The organism is Escherichia sp. MOD1-EC6098, from assembly GCF_002965865.1.
Classification (GTDB): domain Bacteria; phylum Pseudomonadota; class Gammaproteobacteria; order Enterobacterales; family Enterobacteriaceae; genus Escherichia; species Escherichia marmotae.
Genome location: NZ_PTSN01000003.1, coordinates 210331 through 227993, shown reverse-complemented (window position 1 = coordinate 227993; position 17663 = coordinate 210331). Strand labels below are relative to the sequence as shown.

Genomic DNA, 17663 nt, shown 5'->3' with positions numbered 1-17663 from the left:
GGGAAAGAAAGGCAAATAAAATAACTAAAGGATTTTTTCAATGAAAAGCAAAGTACTGGCACTCTTAATTCCTGCCCTGCTCTCCGCAGGAGCTGCTCATGCGGCAGAAATTTATAATAAAGACGGCAATAAATTGGATCTTTATGGCAAAGTTGATGGTCTACATTATTTTTCTGATAGTTCAGCGAAAGATGGCGATCAGAGCTATGCACGTCTTGGTTTTAAAGGCGAAACACAAATTAACGATCAACTCACTGGTTATGGTCAGTGGGAATACAATATTCAGGCAAACAATACTGAATCCTCAAAAAATCAATCCTGGACTCGTCTGGCATTCGCCGGGTTGAAATTTGCTGATTACGGTTCTTTCGATTACGGACGTAATTACGGCGTAATGTACGATATAGAAGGCTGGACCGATATGCTGCCAGAATTTGGCGGTGACTCCTACACGAATGCGGACAACTTTATGACCGGTCGTGCTAATGGCGTAGCAACTTATCGTAATTCTGATTTCTTCGGTCTGGTTAATGGACTGAACTTCGCTTTGCAATATCAGGGTAACAACGAAGGCGCGAGCAATGGTCAGGAAGGTACTAATAACGGACGTGATGTTCGTCATGAAAATGGCGACGGCTGGGGTCTTTCCACAACCTACGATTTAGGTATGGGCTTTAGTGCGGGTGCAGCATACACCTCCTCAGACCGCACCAATGATCAGGTTAATCATACTGTGGCGGGCGGCGATAAAGCCGATGCGTGGACTGCCGGGTTAAAATATGATGCTAACAACATCTACCTGGCAACCATGTATTCCGAAACACGTAATATGACGCCATTTGGCAACAGTGATTACGCCGTTGCGAACAAGACCCAGAACTTTGAAGTCACCGCCCAATATCAGTTTGACTTTGGCCTGCGTCCGGCAGTGTCTTTCCTGATGTCTAAAGGGCGTGACCTGAACGCTGCTGGTGGTGTTGATAATCCAGCCGGTGTTGACGATAAAGATCTGGTCAAATACGCAGATGTTGGCGCGACATATTATTTCAACAAAAATATGTCAACCTATGTTGACTATAAAATTAACCTGTTGGATGAAGATGACAGCTTCTACGCTGCCAACGGTATCTCTACCGATGATATTGTCGCTTTAGGTCTGGTTTATCAGTTCTAATCCTGCCTGCCCGCCTCTCTGGCGGGCTTTTTCTACTTATTGAATCCTGTTTAATCTAAATTAAAAATGTGAACTCCGTCATTACACAAAAAGTGTCATCTGGCGTTACACTTTATGCGGATACTAAAACAGGAGGTTTTATGAACAGAACGATTCTTGTCCCTATCGATATATCCGACTCAGAATTAACTCAACGCGTGATTAGTCACGTTGAAGCCGAGGCAAAAATTGATGATGCAGAGGTTCATTTCCTGACGGTAATACCTTCGCTGCCCTACTATGCCTCTCTGGGTTTAGCGTATTCCGCAGAGTTACCGGCAATGGATGACCTGAAAGCGGAAGCCAAATCGCAACTGGAAGAAGTCATTAAAAAATTCAAACTGCCGACTGACAGAGTGCATATCCATGTTGAAGAAGGTTCGCCAAAAGACCGCATTCTGGAAATGGCGAAAAAGATCCCTGCTCATATGATCATCATTGCCTCCCATCGACCGGATATTACCACCTACCTGCTCGGCTCTAACGCCGCTGCCGTAGTACGTCATGCAGAGTGTTCAGTGCTGGTCGTGCGCTAATAACTAACGCCCGCACGTCGCTGCGGGCTTTTTGATTCATTTCGCAAATGTGCTGACATTTTCCCCTCTAATCCGTACCATACACGCCACTGTTTTTATATCAGACTTCTGCTGTCGGATATCCCGGCATGATGCATACTCTTCTGATGCCATATAATGAATTGAGCTACTATTAAATGTTGCAAAATCAAGAAATTAGTAAGAAAGAACAATACAACCTGAACAAATTACAAAAACGCCTGCGCCGCAATGTGGGCGAAGCCATTGCTGACTTCAATATGATTGAAGATGGCGACCGCATTATGGTTTGCCTTTCCGGGGGAAAAGACAGCTATACCATGCTGGAGATCCTGCGGAATTTGCAGCAAAGCGCGCCAATCAGTTTTTCGCTGGTTGCCGTTAACCTCGACCAGAAGCAGCCCGGTTTCCCGGAGCACGTCCTGCCGGAGTATCTTGAAAAGCTGGGCGTTGAGTACAAAATTGTTGAAGAGAATACTTATGGGATCGTGAAAGAAAAGATCCCGGAAGGCAAAACCACCTGCTCACTCTGCTCTCGTCTGCGTCGCGGTATTCTTTACCGCACGGCAACAGAACTGGGCGCGACGAAAATCGCACTGGGTCACCATCGTGACGATATCCTGCAAACGCTGTTCTTAAACATGTTCTACGGCGGCAAGATGAAAGGTATGCCACCAAAGCTGATGAGCGATGACGGCAAACATATCGTAATTCGTCCGCTGGCTTATTGCCGTGAAAAGGACATTCAGCGTTTTGCCGATGCGAAAGCGTTCCCGATTATTCCGTGCAACCTGTGCGGTTCACAGCCTAACCTGCAACGTCAGGTGATTGCCGATATGTTGCGTGATTGGGATAAGCGTTATCCAGGGCGTATTGAGACAATGTTCAGCGCGATGCAGAATGTGGTGCCGTCACATCTGTGCGATACCAATCTGTTCGATTTCAAAGGCATTACCCACGGTTCTGAAGTGGTTAACGGCGGTGATCTGGCGTTTGATCGCGAAGAGCTACCACTACAACCCGCGGGCTGGCAGCCTGAAGAAGATGAAAATCAGTTGGATGAGTTACGCCTGAATGTGGTTGAAGTGAAATAACCAGGATAGCGCCCGATACGCAAGCTTATCGGGCTATTCTTGTGCTGGCCGGATAAGACGCAACCAGCGTCGCATCCGGCAATTCAACATTTCGTTATTTTAATAACCGCACCCGGCACGTTTTCCCTTTAATCTTTCCGCCCTGTAACTGTTTCCATGCCTTATGGGCAACAGACTGACGCACTGCGACGTAGACATGTGCTGGATGAACGGCAATTTTGCCAATATCTGTGCTATCCAGACCAATATCCCCCGTCAGCGCCCCCAGCACATCGCCTGGACGCATTTTCGCTTTTTTCCCACCATCAATGCACAACGTCGCCATTTCTGCTTCCAGCGGCACAATGGCGCTGCTGGCTGGTGGCGTTTGCCAGTTAAGTTTTATCTGCAACATGTCAGAAATGATATTCGCCCGCTGCGCCTCTTCCGGAGCACAGAAACTGATCGCCAGACCGCTATTCCCCGCTCGCGCAGTACGCCCGATGCGATGTACATGAACTTCAGGGTCCCACGCCAGCTCAAAGTTCACCACCAGCGCAAGAGATTTGATATCCAGACCACGTGCCGCGACATCGGTCGCCACCAGCACACGTGCGCTACCATTGGCAAAACGAACCAACGTCTGATCGCGGTCGCGTTGTTCCAGATCGCCATGTAACGACAATGCACTTTGCCCTACTTCATTCAGAGCATCACACACAGCCTGGCAATCTTTTTTTGTATTACAGAACACCACACAAGATGATGGCTGATGCAAGCTTAATAACCGCTGCAACAACGAAATTTTGCCTTTGCTGGATGTCTCATAAAATTGTTGTTCAATAGGCGGTAAAGCATCTGACGTATCAATCTCAATCGCTAAAGGATCGCGTTGTACACGACCGCTAATCGCGGCAATTGCGTCCGGCCAGGTTGCAGAAAACAGAAGCGTCTGGCGAGAAGCAGGCGCAAAACGGATGACGTCATCAATTGCGTCGCTAAATCCCATATCCAACATACGGTCGGCTTCATCCATTACCAGCGTATTCAGGGTATCCAGCGATACAGTGCCTTTTTGCAGGTGATCGAGCAAACGACCCGGCGTTGCCACGATGATATGCGGCGCATGTTGCAGCGAATCGCGCTGAATGCTGAACGGCTGGCCGCCGCATAAGGTCAAGATTTTGGTATTCGGCAGAAAACGCGCCAGCCGGCGCAACTCTCCGGCAACCTGATCCGCCAGTTCACGGGTCGGGCACAGCACTAAAGCCTGGGTCTGAAACAGCGACGCATCAATTTGCTGTAACAAGCCAAGGCCAAATGCCGCCGTTTTGCCGCTGCCAGTTTTCGCCTGCACGCGAACATCTTTTCCGGCAAGGATCGCCGGAAGCGCGGCGGCCTGCACCGGCGTCATGGTTAAATAGCCCAACTCATTAAGGTTAGTGAGCTGGGCGGGAGGCAAAACGTTCAGGGTAGAAAAAGCGGTCACAATCTATTCTCGTGGTCATCGACGCAAAATTAGCAGGCGCGTATCCTCGCAGATCTACGCTCACGATGCGACAATTTAATCGGTTCTTCATCTGGCGGCGGGTCTGGCATGGGTTGCGGACGAGGGATGGGATCTGGCACTGGTACGGGATCGCCAGGAATGGGTTCAGGGACAGGAATTTGCAAATAAATGAGTGTCGTCATATTTCCCTCCGGTCATGGGGTGGACTCTTAAAGGGTAGACGCTGAAAAATAACAGGCAAAAAAAAGCCGACTCATCTAAGTCGGCGTCGTACGAATCAATTGTGCTATGCAGTAATTCAAAAAAGGAAGTAAGACAATATGGAGCGCAACGCCCATCGCTTGACGTTGCATTCACCTGCGAGGGAGATATTGCCCTGAATGGGTAGAGAGTTTATTGACTTCGCTCAAACTTTACGGCGTTTTTATATACAGGAAGTAGACAAATTTTCTTTTGTTACAACCATTTACTACGATGCAACCATAAAGCAACACCACCAATAAGAACAACTAACAGAATACAAAAAAGCGAAAAGCCGAATTGCCATCCCCCGCCAGGAATACCACCGAGGTTGACACCAAATAACCCAGTTAAAAACGTACTGGGTAAAAAGACCATTGCCATCAACGACATCGTATAAGTACGACGCGCTAAATTTTCCTGCATGACCTGAGCGATTTCATCTGCCATCACGCCGGTTCGGGCAATACAGGCGTCAATCTCATCCAGGCCGCGTCCGAGACGATCGGCAATGTCCTGCATTCGGCGGCGTTGGTCGTCATTCATCCACGGCAGACGCTCACTGGCAAGGCGAGCATAAACATCACGCTGCGGTGCCATATAGCGACGCATCACAATTAATTGTTTACGCAGCAACGCCAGGAAACCGCGCGGCGGTATTTGTTGATCGAGCAGATTATCTTCCAGGTCGATAATTTTATCGTGCAGTTGTTCTATAAACTCACTGGAATGATCGGTTAACGCATCACACACATCCACCAGCCAGCCACCGCAATCGGTCGGGCCGGTTCCCTCTTCCAGATCGCTAACCACATCATCCAGCGCCAACACTTTACGTTGTCGGGTCGAGACAATTAACCGTCCATCCATATAAACACGCATGGCGACCAGTTGATCGGGACGTTCATCAGTACTGCCATTAATGCAGCGTAAAGTAATCAACGTCCCTTCCCCAAGACGGCTGACCCTGGGCCGCGTGCTTTCCCCCGCCAGCGCATCGCGTACGTTATTTGGCAACAAGGGTGTTGTCGCCAGCCATTGGGCACTGTCATGGTGCACATAATTGAGGTGGAGCCAGCAAGGATGCGCTTCATCTATATCATCTGTATTTTCCAGCGGTTTAACTCCGCCTTTACCATCCAACATCCAGGCAAATACTGCATCCGGGACATTTACGTCCGCTCCCTTAATCACTTCCACAGTGCCTCCATTGTCAACGCATTATTTTGTAGTCTAGTCTTCTGGTCATCTTACGCAACATCTCATCACCCCATTACCCTGAAATGATTAATAAAATCCTGTCAAAATTAAATACAGAAAGCAAAATACTTTTCCTGATTTGAAAACGTGTAAAGCGTTAAATAGCGTCTATCATTATCAGAATTATCTGATCATTTGTCGTGGCATTTTTGCGATCAGGTAGTAACAAAAGATTGATAAAAATAACGGGATCTCAATGACTACGCACAACTTCAATACTCTGGACTTATTAACCAGTCCTGTCTGGATCGTTTCACCCTTTGAAGAACAATTAATTTATGCCAATAGTGCAGCGCGACTTTTGATGCAAGAACTCACCTTTAGTCAGCTACGTACCGGCCTCTATTCCATCTCCTCGCAAAACGAGCTTCCTAAATACCTCACAGACTTGCATAACCAGCTCGATATTGTAGAAATTCTCACTGTCCAGCGTAATGGTGAAGAGGCGGCATTAAGCTGCCGATTGACCCTCAAAGAGATGAGTGAGACGGGAAAAGTAATTATCTTCGAAGGAATGGAAACTCCAGCAACACTGGGGTTAAAAGCCAGTCGTTCAGCGAATTATCAGCGTAAAAAACAAGGGTTTTATGCTCGTTTTTTTCTGACCAACTCTGCACCGATGCTGTTAATTGATCCCTCACGTGATGGCCAAATCGTCGATGCTAATCTGGCCGCGCTCAATTTCTACGGCTACAACCATGAAACAATGTGTCAGAAGCACACCTGGGAAATAAATATGCTTGGGCGTCGCATCATGCCAGTCATGCATGAAATTTCACGGTTGCCCGGCGGCCATAAGCCTCTCAATTTTGTCCATAAACTGGCAGATGGCTCCATTCGGCATGTGCAAACTTATGCCGGGCCAATTGAGATTTACGGCGACAGGTTAATGTTATGCATCGTACATGATATTACAGAGCAAAAACGGCTGGAGGAACAACTGGAACATGCAGCCCACCATGATGCACTAACGGGATTACTCAACCGTCGGCAGTTTTATCACATAACCGACCCCGGACAGATGCAGCACCTGGCAATAGCTCAGGATTATAGTTTGTTGCTCATCGACACCGATCGTTTTAAGCATATCAATGACTTATACGGTCATCAGAAAGGAGATGAAGTGTTATGCTCGCTTGCCCATACTCTTGAAAGTTGCGCCCGCAAAGGCGATTTGGTGTTTCGTTGGGGGGGGGAAGAGTTCGTCTTATTGTTGCCGAGAACCCCGTTGGATACTGCACTTTCGTTGGCTGAAACTATCCGCTTGAGCGTGGCAAAAGTGAGTATTTCGGGCTTACCGCGCTTCACAGTCAGTATTGGCGTGGCGCATCACGAAGGAAATGAAAACATCGATGAACTGTTTAAGCGTGTTGATGATGCCTTGTATCGGGCAAAAAATGACGGACGCAACCGCGTGTTAGCCGCCTGATATATTCAAAAACGCGGAAGCGTCATTTAATTATCGACTACGTTTAGCGTGGCGTTCCCAGTTTTCCAGCTTCGCCTGCACCGTTTTACGCAGCGCGACGTAACATGCCCCACTACCGCCATGATGCGGTAGTGCGGTGCAATAGGCCTGTACGTCTTCGAACTCCGTCAGCCAACGCGCCACATAGCTACGAATAATATTCGCGTGTGATTTATCTTCCCGCCCTTTGCCATGAATAATAAGCACATTTCGCAAGCCGTCCGCCAGCGCCTGATGAATAAAACTGAATACCATTTTACGGCACTCCTCCACCGGCTGGCGCAGTAAATTCAGGCTGGCCTGCTGCGGATATTTGCCGCTGCGTAGCTTATCAATCACCCCATGTTGCAACCCTTCCCGACGAAATTCCAGCGGCTGGTTTAGTGGAATAATGTCAAGAAATCCGGTGGTGAGAAAATTATCAAGTTGCAGCGTATCTATACGCTGCGGCGCACGTTGGTTACGCGTTGGATGCCAGTAGACATCAGTAGCGCATTTCAGTGGCTGGACATCTTCCATGGCGTCAAGAAACAGCGATTTGTCGTCAGGGTTCATGTAGCATCCTCACGCAATACAGAGCGCGATATAATAACTGTGCCCCATCAGGCCGACAACGGTCTGGCGCAATTTCCCGTATGCAGATTAGGAACAACATATATTACGGCGAAGCATTAATGCATGATGACTCAGTTGTATAGCGGCTGATTTAACTTATATTTTCGTGAAACCGGTCACTGAAGAAAATTGGCAACAGAGTGGTAAAACCGTTATAACACTGTCACCGGCAGACAGGAACCCAGGCCGGAATAAAGACGCGGATGCACTGCTGTGTGTACTGTAGAGTCTGGCGGATGTCGACAGGCTCTATTTTTTTATGCGTGCGCAGAAGATAATCACATTCGCAGACTAAAAACGCGATCAGCAGTGGCTGCCTGCCCCCTTTTTTGCATTGTTTGCACCTCTATATAACCATCAGCACTAATATCTCTGTTTCTCTGACTTCTGCAACGATATAAGCCAGCCGCCAAACTGGATACCTACAATTTGTTAGCCTTACTGTCTCCTCTTATATTCTTGGTGGTATGGCTGCTGATATTGCTGGCATGGTATCTTGTCGGTCTACTGATTAGTCCGGGTTTTACCCACGTTTGTCTTGAGAGAGAACGGATGCTGAGATTACTTGAAGAAAAAATTGCCACCCCATTGGGTCCACTATGGGTGATTTGCGATGAACAATTCCGTCTGCGGGCGGTTGAATGGGAAGAGTACAGTGATCGCATGGTGCAATTGCTGGACATCCATTATCGCAAAGAAGGTTATGAGCGAATTTCCGCAACCAATCCCGGCGGTCTTAGCGACAAACTTCGCGACTATTTTGCCGGTAATCTTAGCATTATTGATACCCTTCCTACCGCTACTGGTGGTACTCCATTTCAGCGGGAAGTGTGGAAAACATTGCGCACTATTCCTTGTGGCCAGGTAATGCATTACGGTCAACTGGCAGAACATCTGGGTCGTCCGGGCGCAGCGCGCGCCGTTGGCGCGGCGAACGGTTCAAATCCGATCAGTATTGTCGTACCTTGCCACCGGGTTATTGGACGAAACGGCACGATGACCGGATATGCAGGCGGAGTGCAGCGAAAAGAGTGGTTATTGCGCCATGAAGGCTATCTGCTGCTGTAGACCTTAAACAATTTGTGCCGGTTTGCTCACAGTTTTATGTAAAGCCATCCTTAATAATTTAAGAATTTTCAAGTAGATAGATATATATTTACATCTATTATCGGAATTCTCCGCTGTTAAGGTTTGCTTAGACTTACTTGCTCCCTAAAAAGATGTTAAAATTGACAAATATCAATTACGGCTTGAGCAGACCTATGATCCCGGAAAAGCGAATTATACGGCGCATTCAGTCTGGCGGTTGTGCTATCCATTGCCAGGATTGCAGCATCAGTCAGCTTTGCATCCCGTTCACACTAAACGAACATGAGCTTGATCAGCTTGATAATATCATTGAGCGAAAGAAGCCTATTCAGAAAGGCCAGACGCTGTTTAAGGCTGGTGATGAACTTAAATCGCTTTATGCCATCCGCTCCGGTACGATTAAAAGTTATACCATCACAGAGCAAGGCGACGAGCAAATCACTGGCTTCCATTTAGCAGGCGATCTGGTAGGTTTTGACGCTATTGGCAGCGGTCATCACCCTAGCTTCGCCCAGGCGCTGGAAACGTCAATGGTATGTGAAATCCCGTTCGAAACACTGGACGATCTGTCTGGTAAAATGCCGAATCTGCGTCAGCAGATGATGCGTCTGATGAGCGGTGAAATTAAAGGCGATCAGGACATGATTCTGCTGCTGTCGAAGAAAAATGCAGAAGAACGTCTGGCTGCTTTTATCTACAACCTGTCCCGTCGTTTTGCCCAACGCGGCTTCTCCCCTCGTGAATTCCGCCTGACGATGACTCGTGGCGATATCGGCAACTACCTGGGCCTGACGGTAGAAACCATCAGCCGTCTGCTGGGACGCTTCCAAAAAAGCGGCATGCTGGCAGTCAAAGGTAAATACATCACCATCGAAAATAACGATGCGCTGGCCCTGCTTGCTGGTCATACGCGCAACGTCGCCTGATTTTTCCGCATAATCGACTATCCTTCTGTCATATCATTAAATTTTTCTGATTTATTGATCTGGCAGAAGGTTCATCACTGTTTCATTCACCAGATATGGGTTAATCTTTTAATTACAAACTGCATTGACAGTTGTTGTAAGGAGACCCTGTATGGCTATGTATCAGAACATGCTCGTTGTTATCGATCCTAACCAGGACGATCAACCAGCATTACGGCGAGCTGTTTATTTACATCAACGGATTGGTGGCAAAATTAAAGCTTTTTTGCCGATTTATGATTTCTCATACGAAATGACTACCCTGCTCTCCCCGGACGAGCGCACCGCCATGCGTCAGGGTGTTATCAGTCAGCGAACTGCGTGGATACACGAGCAGGCGAAATATTATCTTAACGCTGGCGTCCCCATTGAAATCAAAGTGGTCTGGCATAACCGTCCTTTCGAAGCCATCATTCAGGAAGTGGTCAGCGGTGGGCACGATTTAGTCCTGAAAATGGCACACCAACATGATCGTCTGGAAGCGGTTATCTTTACCCCTACCGACTGGCATCTGTTGCGTAAATGCCCAAGTCCGGTGTGGATGGTGAAAGATCAACCGTGGCCGGAAGGCGGTAAGGCGTTGGTGGCAGTAAATCTCGCCAGCGAAGAGCCGTATCATAATGCGCTCAATGAAAAACTGGTGAAAGAGACGATTGAACTGGCTGCACAGGTGAATCACACCGAAGTCCATCTGGTTGGCGCGTATCCCGTTACTCCTATTAATATTGCTATTGAGCTGCCGGAATTTGATCCAAGCGTTTATAACGACGCTATCCGCGGACAACATTTGCTGGCGATGAAAGCCCTGCGGCAGAAATTCGGTATTAATGAAAACATGACGCACGTCGAAAAAGGTCTGCCGGAAGAAGTGATTCCTGATCTGGCGGAACATTTGCAGGCAGGAATTGTCGTTCTTGGCACCGTAGGACGAACCGGAATTTCCGCGGCATTCCTTGGCAATACGGCGGAACAGGTGATTGATCATCTCCGTTGCGACCTGCTGGTAATCAAACCCGATCAATACCAGACGCCTGTTGAACTGGATGACGAAGAAGAAGACGACGACGATTAATCGTTCTTTAATTACTCACGAGGCCCGATACTTCGGGCCTTTTCTTCTTGCTTATTTCTCATCGCCGCCGAGGAAATAAATTCCCAGCGGGATTGCCAGCAACACGGTAAAAACCAGGCTGTACACGAAAATCATCGAAGATTGAATCACATACATTGATGTCGTCCAGTCAGACAGCGGAATATTATATTGTTCAATAACACCACCAATGGTTGCGCGAGTCACCACCGACGCCGCAATAATAAAAACCGCCAACAAGCCTAAGAGAAACTTTCTTCCCCTCGCTGACTTTAATTTCATCATGATCATAATGTAATCCTTGTGCAAACAAACTCTCTGTTACTTACGCGTAACAATACCATGACATTTTGTCGTTGTCTGCTCTGAAGGCGTCAGATTGTTGACGTTTATATCATCAATCTATTGATCAATTCGCTGATGTTGCTACTTCCTTCCCTTACTATTGATGATATGAATCATTTGTCGCGGTAAAATAGCACCGCCAGGGGTTTCCGGCATGACTTCAACCAATCTGGAGGAGCCTGATAAAACAATGATCGCTGAACTGTTTACAAATAATGCGCTTAATCTGGTCATTATTTTCGGTAGCTGCGCAGCATTGATTCTGATGAGCTTTTTGTTTCGTCGTGGGAATCGTAACAAGAAAGGATTCTTATTCCATGCGGTTCAATTTTTGATCTACACCATAATTATTAGTGCTGTTGGCAGCATCATTAATTATGTCATTGAAAATTACAAACTCAAATTTATCACACCAGACGCCGTCGATTTTATTTGTACGTCACTGATTGCGCTTATTCTGACGGTTAAGTTATTCCTTCTGATTAACCAGTTTGAAAAACAACAGATAAAAAAAGGCCGTGATATCACCAGTGCGCGGATTATGTCACGTATCATCAAAATCTGCATAATTGTGGTGATTGTTCTGCTTTACGGTGAACATTTTGGTATGAGCCTTTCCGGGTTGCTGACCTTCGGTGGTATTGGTGGTCTTGCTGTCGGTATGGCCGGTAAAGATATTTTGAGTAACTTCTTTTCCGGGATTATGCTCTATTTCGATCGCCCCTTTAGCATTGGCGACTGGATCCGTTCACCGGACAGAAATATCGAAGGTACGGTGGCAGAAATTGGCTGGCGTATCACTAAAATAAACACCTTTGATCACCGTCCTCTGTACGTGCCAAACTCGCTGTTTTCGTCTATCAGCGTAGAAAACCCGGGACGCATGACCAACCGTCGTATTACTACGACCATCGGTTTACGTTATGAAGACGCGGCAAAAGTGGGTGCCGTTGTCGAAGCAGTACGCGAAATGCTGAAAAATCACCCCGACATCGATCAGCGACAAACCTTACTGGTCTATTTCAACCAGTTTGCTGACTCGTCATTAAATATCATGGTTTATTGCTTTACCAAAACCACGGTATGGGCCGAATGGCTGGCAGTCCAACAGGATGTTTATTTGAAGATTATCGATATTGTACAGTCGCATGGCGCAGATTTTGCCTTCCCAAGCCAGACGTTGTATATGGATAATATTACACCGCCGGATCAGATGAAGTAACAACCCGCAGAAACTGGATGGCGATATACATATTTGCCATCCAGTCTTATTTATTTTTTCAATTAACAGCAGCCAGTGCTACATTATTCTCACCCGCTTTAAACTGAACATACTGTTCTTCAGTACCAAAGAAAACTTCCGACTCAGTGCTGTGGCCGATCCCCGGTACAGTTTCATTCCCTGAATATTGCCAAAGCGTCCAGGGATTGCGCCCCTCAAGCTTCACGCCAGCTTGTCCCCAATACCCCATCCACACCATATACTGCTCGAATCGACTATCCATGAAGTGGGACAGATTATTATGATTGCCATAAAATATGGGGGTCTTATGATAATTTTGATAGACCAGACCAGCAAAGTGCAAAATATCATTACGTGCTTTCGCCATTCCCGATTTTTTAAAACAGGCTAGTTGAGTTGTATCTTCACCTTCAGGGTTTACCAATAAAATACCGGGCGGTAACATATTTGGATCAGCAGGCAGGAGGCTTTTTGCCGTTTCCAGTTGTGCTTCAGGAGTGCGACAAAAATCAAATTTGAAATAACCTCCACGGTCAAATTTGGAATCAGCTAATTGTTTCCAGTGAGACTTAAATGATGAATCGGGACCTCTCCAGCCAACTACTCTCGTATATACAAAACGCGCAGACGATTTTTCCTGAAACAATTTCCAGTCGATCTCACCATCATTAGATGAAATATCATGTCCATGGATCGGATAAATCTCCGGCGTTTTAAAAATACGAATATCAGGACGATTGGGAATTGCACTTACGGGACCATAAGGAATCTCAATTAATTTATTATCTTTTTCTTGATTATCTGCGGGGGAAGAATCTGGCTTATCAATAGAGAATGATGCCACATCGATATTAGTAAACTCTCCTGCTTTTCCCGCAGCCAGTTGAGTCTTATTATCCAGACGACTTGCCGCAGGCTCATTGATGAAGAAGAATCCCCCAGGGCCTGCGGGTATTTCTGTTGCACCAATCCAGGCATCACTTAAATGTAATCCCTTCCCTTGTTCATCCAGCTTTTCATTAATATCTGAATATTGATCGTTAACATAGATAAATAAACTCAACGTTCTGGTTATTCCGGCATAGTATTCTTTCTTACCATCTACCTTTACCATATATGACTTACCAAAACGTTCGTCGGCAACACCATTCGTTACCCCTTTGATAATTGTATCAAAAAAGACACTTCCGCGCTTTGCATCCAGCGAGTAAACCTCTGTTTTATCGTCACCGGCAGCTATTGCATACGCACCTGGATTACTGTACGAGTTAGAGTTACCCGCTCCGATGGTCATGCCATACAAGCCAGAACCAAAGCAAGCATTGACTAAAGTCAGAACATGGAAATAACGCTTTGCCAGAATATTAAGCTGTGCATTCAGCGCTGGCATTTCATACATCCCTTTTGAACCATCGATATCTGTAGCATTACTCAAAACAAATGCCGGTGCTTTATCAGAATTACCATTTTGAGTACCAAAACGCCCATGTCCTGAATAAGCAATTAACAAACGGGCTTTCTTATCAAACATCGTCCCTCTGGCAGGTAGATATTCTTTCAAAAAATAATTAATATTATCCAGCGATGCATCCTGATCTTTTAATAAAATAACCTCATCAAACTTCTGTCCGTTGATAAGAAAATCAGCCATTCTTTGGCCATCTACCGCTGCGGCAGGAATATCCTCATGCAAAAGTGGATATTTTGAAATTGCAATAATCAACCCGATAGAGCGAGTTTTTGCTGCATCCTGATCAGGTATTTTTAATGCGTCACTGATTCGGATATCCAGTCTCCCAGGGTTCTCAGAGCCATAATGGATAAAAAAATGACAATATTCATCAGGGACCATTGCGCCATTTTTGCAAATATCATCTGCCAGGACGTCAGTCATTCCCAGTGATATTCCTGCAATGAACAGCCCAAGGGCCGATTTACATAAAATTAGCCATCGTTTGTTCATAATTTAAAACTCCTGAACACCAAGAGTGGAATAAAACTCAGCAGTCGGTCCTTTATAAATACTGGCATCGAATTTCTTACTCGATCCCAAATTAAGCTGTGCAGCATCGGTAAACTGCCAGATTGCCCATTTTGTCTGGTTAATTGAACGCGGGGTTTCACTGGCCTGTGCCTGATTAGAGTAATCAGCCAGCCACAGTTTATGTTCTGCGACCTGGGCGAAACTATTTTCCCCACCAACGGCATCTTTCCACCACGCACGTGCAGTGTAGATAACCGGTTTACGCCCTAAATCGGCTTCTACCTGCGCGGTAAAAGCCTTGATCATTGTTATAATTTCCGCAGGTTTGCGCTTCTGCCAGCGGTCCTTACCCGTTAATGAATCCACATCCCACTCAACATCCACTGCCGGTGGCATGTCTGTCGCCCTTAGCCCACCGTTAGCTTTGATAACTTTGACAAACGTCATTGCCTGCTTGCGTCCCCACAATTCTGCGTCGTCTGCCGGTGTACCGCTGGAAAGAAAGTGGTAGGCTCCACGGTGAAGTTTTATCCCTCGTTCAGTATCGCCGGCCCGCTGCCAAAAGCCGGCGAATTCAGGATCAACATAACGTGTTCCTTGACTGGACTTCATATACAAGAACACAGACTTATTTTTTGCCAACAGTTCGATCGGGAAGTTCCTGCCGTTATGATGGCTGATATCCACACCAAATAAAGAACTGGGTCGTGGTTGATTCAATACTGAATCGTAAGCAACATCAGCCGGAAATTTAAAATATTTTTTTACAGCAAAGGAATCAAACTCTTTATCACGCGAAGGATCCGATTCCAGAATTTTCACAAACAATTCTTGCCGGGAGAGATCATTCGTTAAGTTTTCCAGTCCCAGCGATGAGGCATCGGGCAGTGATTCTGCGGCCAGCGTTAAAGAGGAATAATTAATGAATAATAACGAGATAACTAACGGAATAGCTGAAAGTTTTTTCATTTTACCACCCCATTTTTTAGCTGTATGTCTGTTTTCTAATGAAGATATTTCACCAGGAATGCAATTCACTTTACGTTGTAAAGAAAAGTAAAGCACAGCTTATATTCAGCGTATGTAATACACCTGACAAATAAAACATTTGATTATTATTTATGTTCGATATTGCCAGAAAATTTCAAAATTCCATCGTTGGAATGATTTTTTATAGGGAGGATTTAAAAAAAGAAGGGATTTTATCGGGATTGTTAAATCTGGCGCGCTTAACCGCGCCAGATGACATCATATTAATGCTTCACTATATACATAGTCCGACTATACGCCACATCTTCCGGGTTATTAATTGGATAACCTTTCAACCACGGTTTGATTAACCGACCATTAGTATATTGATAAATCGGCGCAATCGGTGCTTGTTCTATCAGGATTTTCTCTGCCGCGTTGTAATCGGCGTTGCGCGCTTTAACGGTATTTTCAGTCGATGCCTGAGCCAGTACCTTGTCGTATGCCGGATTGTTAAAACGTGAAATATTCCCTGAGTGCGTTGATGTTAACAGCGTCAAGAAAGTCGATGGTTCATTATAATCCCCGACCCACGAGGCGCGAATAACATCAAAGTTACCGGTGTTACGACTATCGATATAGGTTTTCCATTCCTGATTTTGTAATTTGACATCTACACCAAGATTCTTTTTCCACATCGACGCGACGGCAATAGCAATTTTCTGGTGATTTTCCGAAGTGTTATACAGCAGTGTAAGTTTCAACGGTTTCTGTGGACCATATCCGGCAGCGCTCAACAATGTTTTCGCCTGGGCATTCAGTTCTTCCTGACTCATTTGCTCAAACGGCGAAGGTTCTGGCGTAAATCCGGCGGTAACATCTGGCGTAAAATGCCATGCCGGCTTTTCACCTGTACCTAATACTTTTTCTGCCATCAGACGACGATCAATCGTCATGCTTAATGCCAGACGGACTCGTTGATCTGCCGTTGGCCCTTTTTGCGTGTTAAATGCATAATAATACGTCCCCAACTGCGGCGGCGTATAAACCTGCCCTGGAATATCCTTCAGTAGTTTCTGATACATATTTTTTGGGAAGGATTCAGTGATATCAATATCACCTGCAAGATAGCGCTTGGTCGCGGCGGACTCCTGGTTAATTGGCAGGAAAGTCACTTTCTGCAGCACCGTTTTAGCGTTATCCCAATAATGGGTATTCGGCACCACGACCAGCTTTTCATTTACTACGCGCTCTTTAAGTACATAAGCACCATTGCCGATCAGATTCCCGGGCTTCGTCCACTCTTTACCACTTTCAACGTTGGCTTTTTGCACCGGGAAAAAAGCAAAGTTAGCGGTTAAATTCACAAACCAGGGCAACGGTTTATCAAGCTGAATTTTCAGAGTATGGGCATCAACAGCGGTGACGCCAAGTTGAGCTGGCGTAGCCTTACCATCAATAATTGCCTGGGCGTTGTTGATTCCAGCCAGTGCGGCAAACCAGGCAAACGGAGACAACGTTTTCGGATCCACCAGACGCTGCCAGCTATAGACAAAATCCTGTGCCGTTACCGGTGTACCATCGGCCCATTTGGCGTTATCGCGCAGGGTAAAAGTCCAGATGCGGTTGTCATTACTTTTCCACTGGGTAGCAACGCCAGGCACAATCTCGCCTTTCTCGTTCTGATTCACCAACCCTTCAAACAAATCGCGAATGACCTGAATCTCTGGCAAACCCACGGCTTTCGCGGGATCTAATGATGCAGGCTCATCTTTAATGTGGCGCACCAACTCCTGTTTCTCTGCCAGTACTGTGCCGCCCGGAACATCTGCAGCATACGACAGGGAAATGCTGCTGACTAACAGCGCACAACAAGTGACTGAAACAGAGTGCTTCATAAGATACCCTCAAAACGATGTTAAGATTGATGCGTAATTATTTGTTTCTCCTTGAAGAAATGCAAATAACTTCCGGTAAAAAAGTGATAAAGGATCGATAACATATCGTTGTCGAAAAGGATTTGATAATCCGCAAAATTTGCACAA

General features: G+C 46.2%; 17 protein-coding genes and 1 pseudogene. 9 read left to right on the top strand and 9 right to left on the bottom strand.

Annotation, left to right across the window (positions count from 1 at the left end; genetic code table 11):
• Positions 1-40 precede the first annotated feature (40 nt).
• The 3 genes from ompN (at position 41) to ttcA (ending at position 2861) form a co-directional block, all read left to right on the top strand.
• A complete protein-coding gene (gene ompN / locus C0K55_RS05705) occupies positions 41-1174 on the top strand; it encodes a porin OmpN (protein ID WP_000837952.1) in 1134 nt (377 codons plus the stop codon).
• A 140-nt stretch (positions 1175-1314) separates the two neighbouring features.
• On the top strand, positions 1315-1749 hold the full coding sequence (gene uspF / locus C0K55_RS05700) for a universal stress protein UspF (RefSeq protein WP_010376343.1): 435 nt from the start codon (positions 1315-1317) through the stop codon (positions 1747-1749).
• A gap of 176 nt (positions 1750-1925) precedes the next feature.
• The gene (ttcA, locus tag C0K55_RS05695; protein ID WP_038354511.1) at positions 1926-2861 is read left to right on the top strand and encodes a tRNA 2-thiocytidine(32) synthetase TtcA; all 936 of its coding nucleotides are present in this window, start codon (positions 1926-1928) and stop codon (positions 2859-2861) included.
• Between the two features lie 94 nt (positions 2862-2955).
• Here the strand turns inward: ttcA and dbpA are convergent, their stop codons facing one another.
• From dbpA to C0K55_RS26495, 4 genes are all read right to left on the bottom strand, one after another.
• Positions 2956-4329 carry an ATP-dependent RNA helicase DbpA gene (dbpA, locus tag C0K55_RS05690; RefSeq protein ID WP_000123768.1) on the bottom strand — a complete coding sequence of 458 codons (1374 nt, stop codon included), beginning with the start codon at positions 4327-4329 and terminating at the stop codon, positions 2956-2958.
• 29 nt (positions 4330-4358) lie between these two features.
• Entirely contained in the window at positions 4359-4532 is a 174-nt protein-coding gene (gene ynaL, locus C0K55_RS26080; RefSeq protein ID WP_001296046.1) for a proline-rich small protein YnaL, read from the bottom strand.
• A 274-nt stretch (positions 4533-4806) separates the two neighbouring features.
• Positions 4807-5790, bottom strand: coding sequence for a zinc transporter ZntB (gene zntB / locus C0K55_RS05680; protein ID WP_000452014.1), 984 nt, complete (start codon positions 5788-5790; stop codon positions 4807-4809).
• A gap of 13 nt (positions 5791-5803) precedes the next feature.
• Positions 5804-5851 (bottom strand): hypothetical protein, encoded by a 48-nt coding sequence (locus C0K55_RS26495; RefSeq protein ID WP_214678597.1) that lies wholly within the window; start codon positions 5849-5851, stop codon positions 5804-5806.
• 195 nt (positions 5852-6046) lie between these two features.
• On the opposite strand from C0K55_RS26495, the gene C0K55_RS05675 reads away from it, so the two are divergent.
• Positions 6047-7279, top strand: a complete 1233-nt coding sequence (locus C0K55_RS05675; protein WP_000207190.1) for a sensor domain-containing diguanylate cyclase — start codon at positions 6047-6049, stop codon at positions 7277-7279.
• Positions 7280-7309: 30 nt separating this feature from the next.
• Here C0K55_RS05675 and smrA read toward each other — a convergent pair whose 3' ends face one another.
• A complete protein-coding gene (gene smrA, locus C0K55_RS05670) occupies positions 7310-7873 on the bottom strand; it encodes a DNA endonuclease SmrA (protein ID WP_001516467.1) in 564 nt (187 codons plus the stop codon).
• Between the two features lie 447 nt (positions 7874-8320).
• Between smrA and C0K55_RS27105 the strand changes: the two are divergent.
• The 4 genes and pseudogenes from C0K55_RS27105 to uspE all read left to right on the top strand — a co-directional run.
• Positions 8321-8475 (top strand): annotated as a pseudogene (locus C0K55_RS27105) (p-aminobenzoyl-glutamate transporter); the annotation flags it as partial.
• 10 nt (positions 8476-8485) lie between these two features.
• A complete protein-coding gene (ogt, locus tag C0K55_RS05665; RefSeq protein ID WP_001516468.1) occupies positions 8486-9001 on the top strand; it encodes a methylated-DNA--[protein]-cysteine S-methyltransferase in 516 nt (171 codons plus the stop codon).
• Positions 9002-9195: 194 nt separating this feature from the next.
• Positions 9196-9948: a fumarate/nitrate reduction transcriptional regulator Fnr gene (fnr, locus tag C0K55_RS05660; protein WP_000611910.1), complete on the top strand. Its 753-nt coding sequence runs from the start codon at positions 9196-9198 to the stop codon at positions 9946-9948.
• Between the two features lie 151 nt (positions 9949-10099).
• Entirely contained in the window at positions 10100-11059 is a 960-nt protein-coding gene (gene uspE / locus C0K55_RS05655) for a universal stress protein UspE (protein ID WP_001516469.1), read from the top strand.
• A 51-nt stretch (positions 11060-11110) separates the two neighbouring features.
• On the opposite strand, the gene C0K55_RS05650 is transcribed toward uspE, so the two are convergent.
• Positions 11111-11368 carry a DUF2534 family protein gene (locus tag C0K55_RS05650; RefSeq protein WP_000605648.1) on the bottom strand — a complete coding sequence of 86 codons (258 nt, stop codon included), beginning with the start codon at positions 11366-11368 and terminating at the stop codon, positions 11111-11113.
• A 244-nt stretch (positions 11369-11612) separates the two neighbouring features.
• Between C0K55_RS05650 and ynaI the strand changes: the two genes are divergently transcribed.
• Positions 11613-12644 carry a low conductance mechanosensitive channel YnaI gene (gene ynaI, locus C0K55_RS05645; protein ID WP_001516470.1) on the top strand — a complete coding sequence of 344 codons (1032 nt, stop codon included), beginning with the start codon at positions 11613-11615 and terminating at the stop codon, positions 12642-12644.
• Positions 12645-12702: 58 nt separating this feature from the next.
• On the opposite strand, the gene C0K55_RS05640 is transcribed toward ynaI, so the two are convergent.
• From C0K55_RS05640 to mppA, 3 genes are all read right to left on the bottom strand, one after another.
• Positions 12703-14628: a GH25 family lysozyme gene (locus C0K55_RS05640; protein WP_105265996.1), complete on the bottom strand. Its 1926-nt coding sequence runs from the start codon at positions 14626-14628 to the stop codon at positions 12703-12705.
• A 3-nt stretch (positions 14629-14631) separates the two neighbouring features.
• Positions 14632-15714 carry a glycoside hydrolase family 25 protein gene (locus tag C0K55_RS05635; RefSeq protein WP_233432056.1) on the bottom strand — a complete coding sequence of 361 codons (1083 nt, stop codon included), beginning with the start codon at positions 15712-15714 and terminating at the stop codon, positions 14632-14634.
• Positions 15715-15902: 188 nt separating this feature from the next.
• Positions 15903-17516 (bottom strand): murein tripeptide ABC transporter substrate-binding protein MppA, encoded by a 1614-nt coding sequence (gene mppA, locus C0K55_RS05630; protein WP_016262045.1) that lies wholly within the window; start codon positions 17514-17516, stop codon positions 15903-15905.
• Positions 17517-17663: the final 147 nt, after the last annotated feature.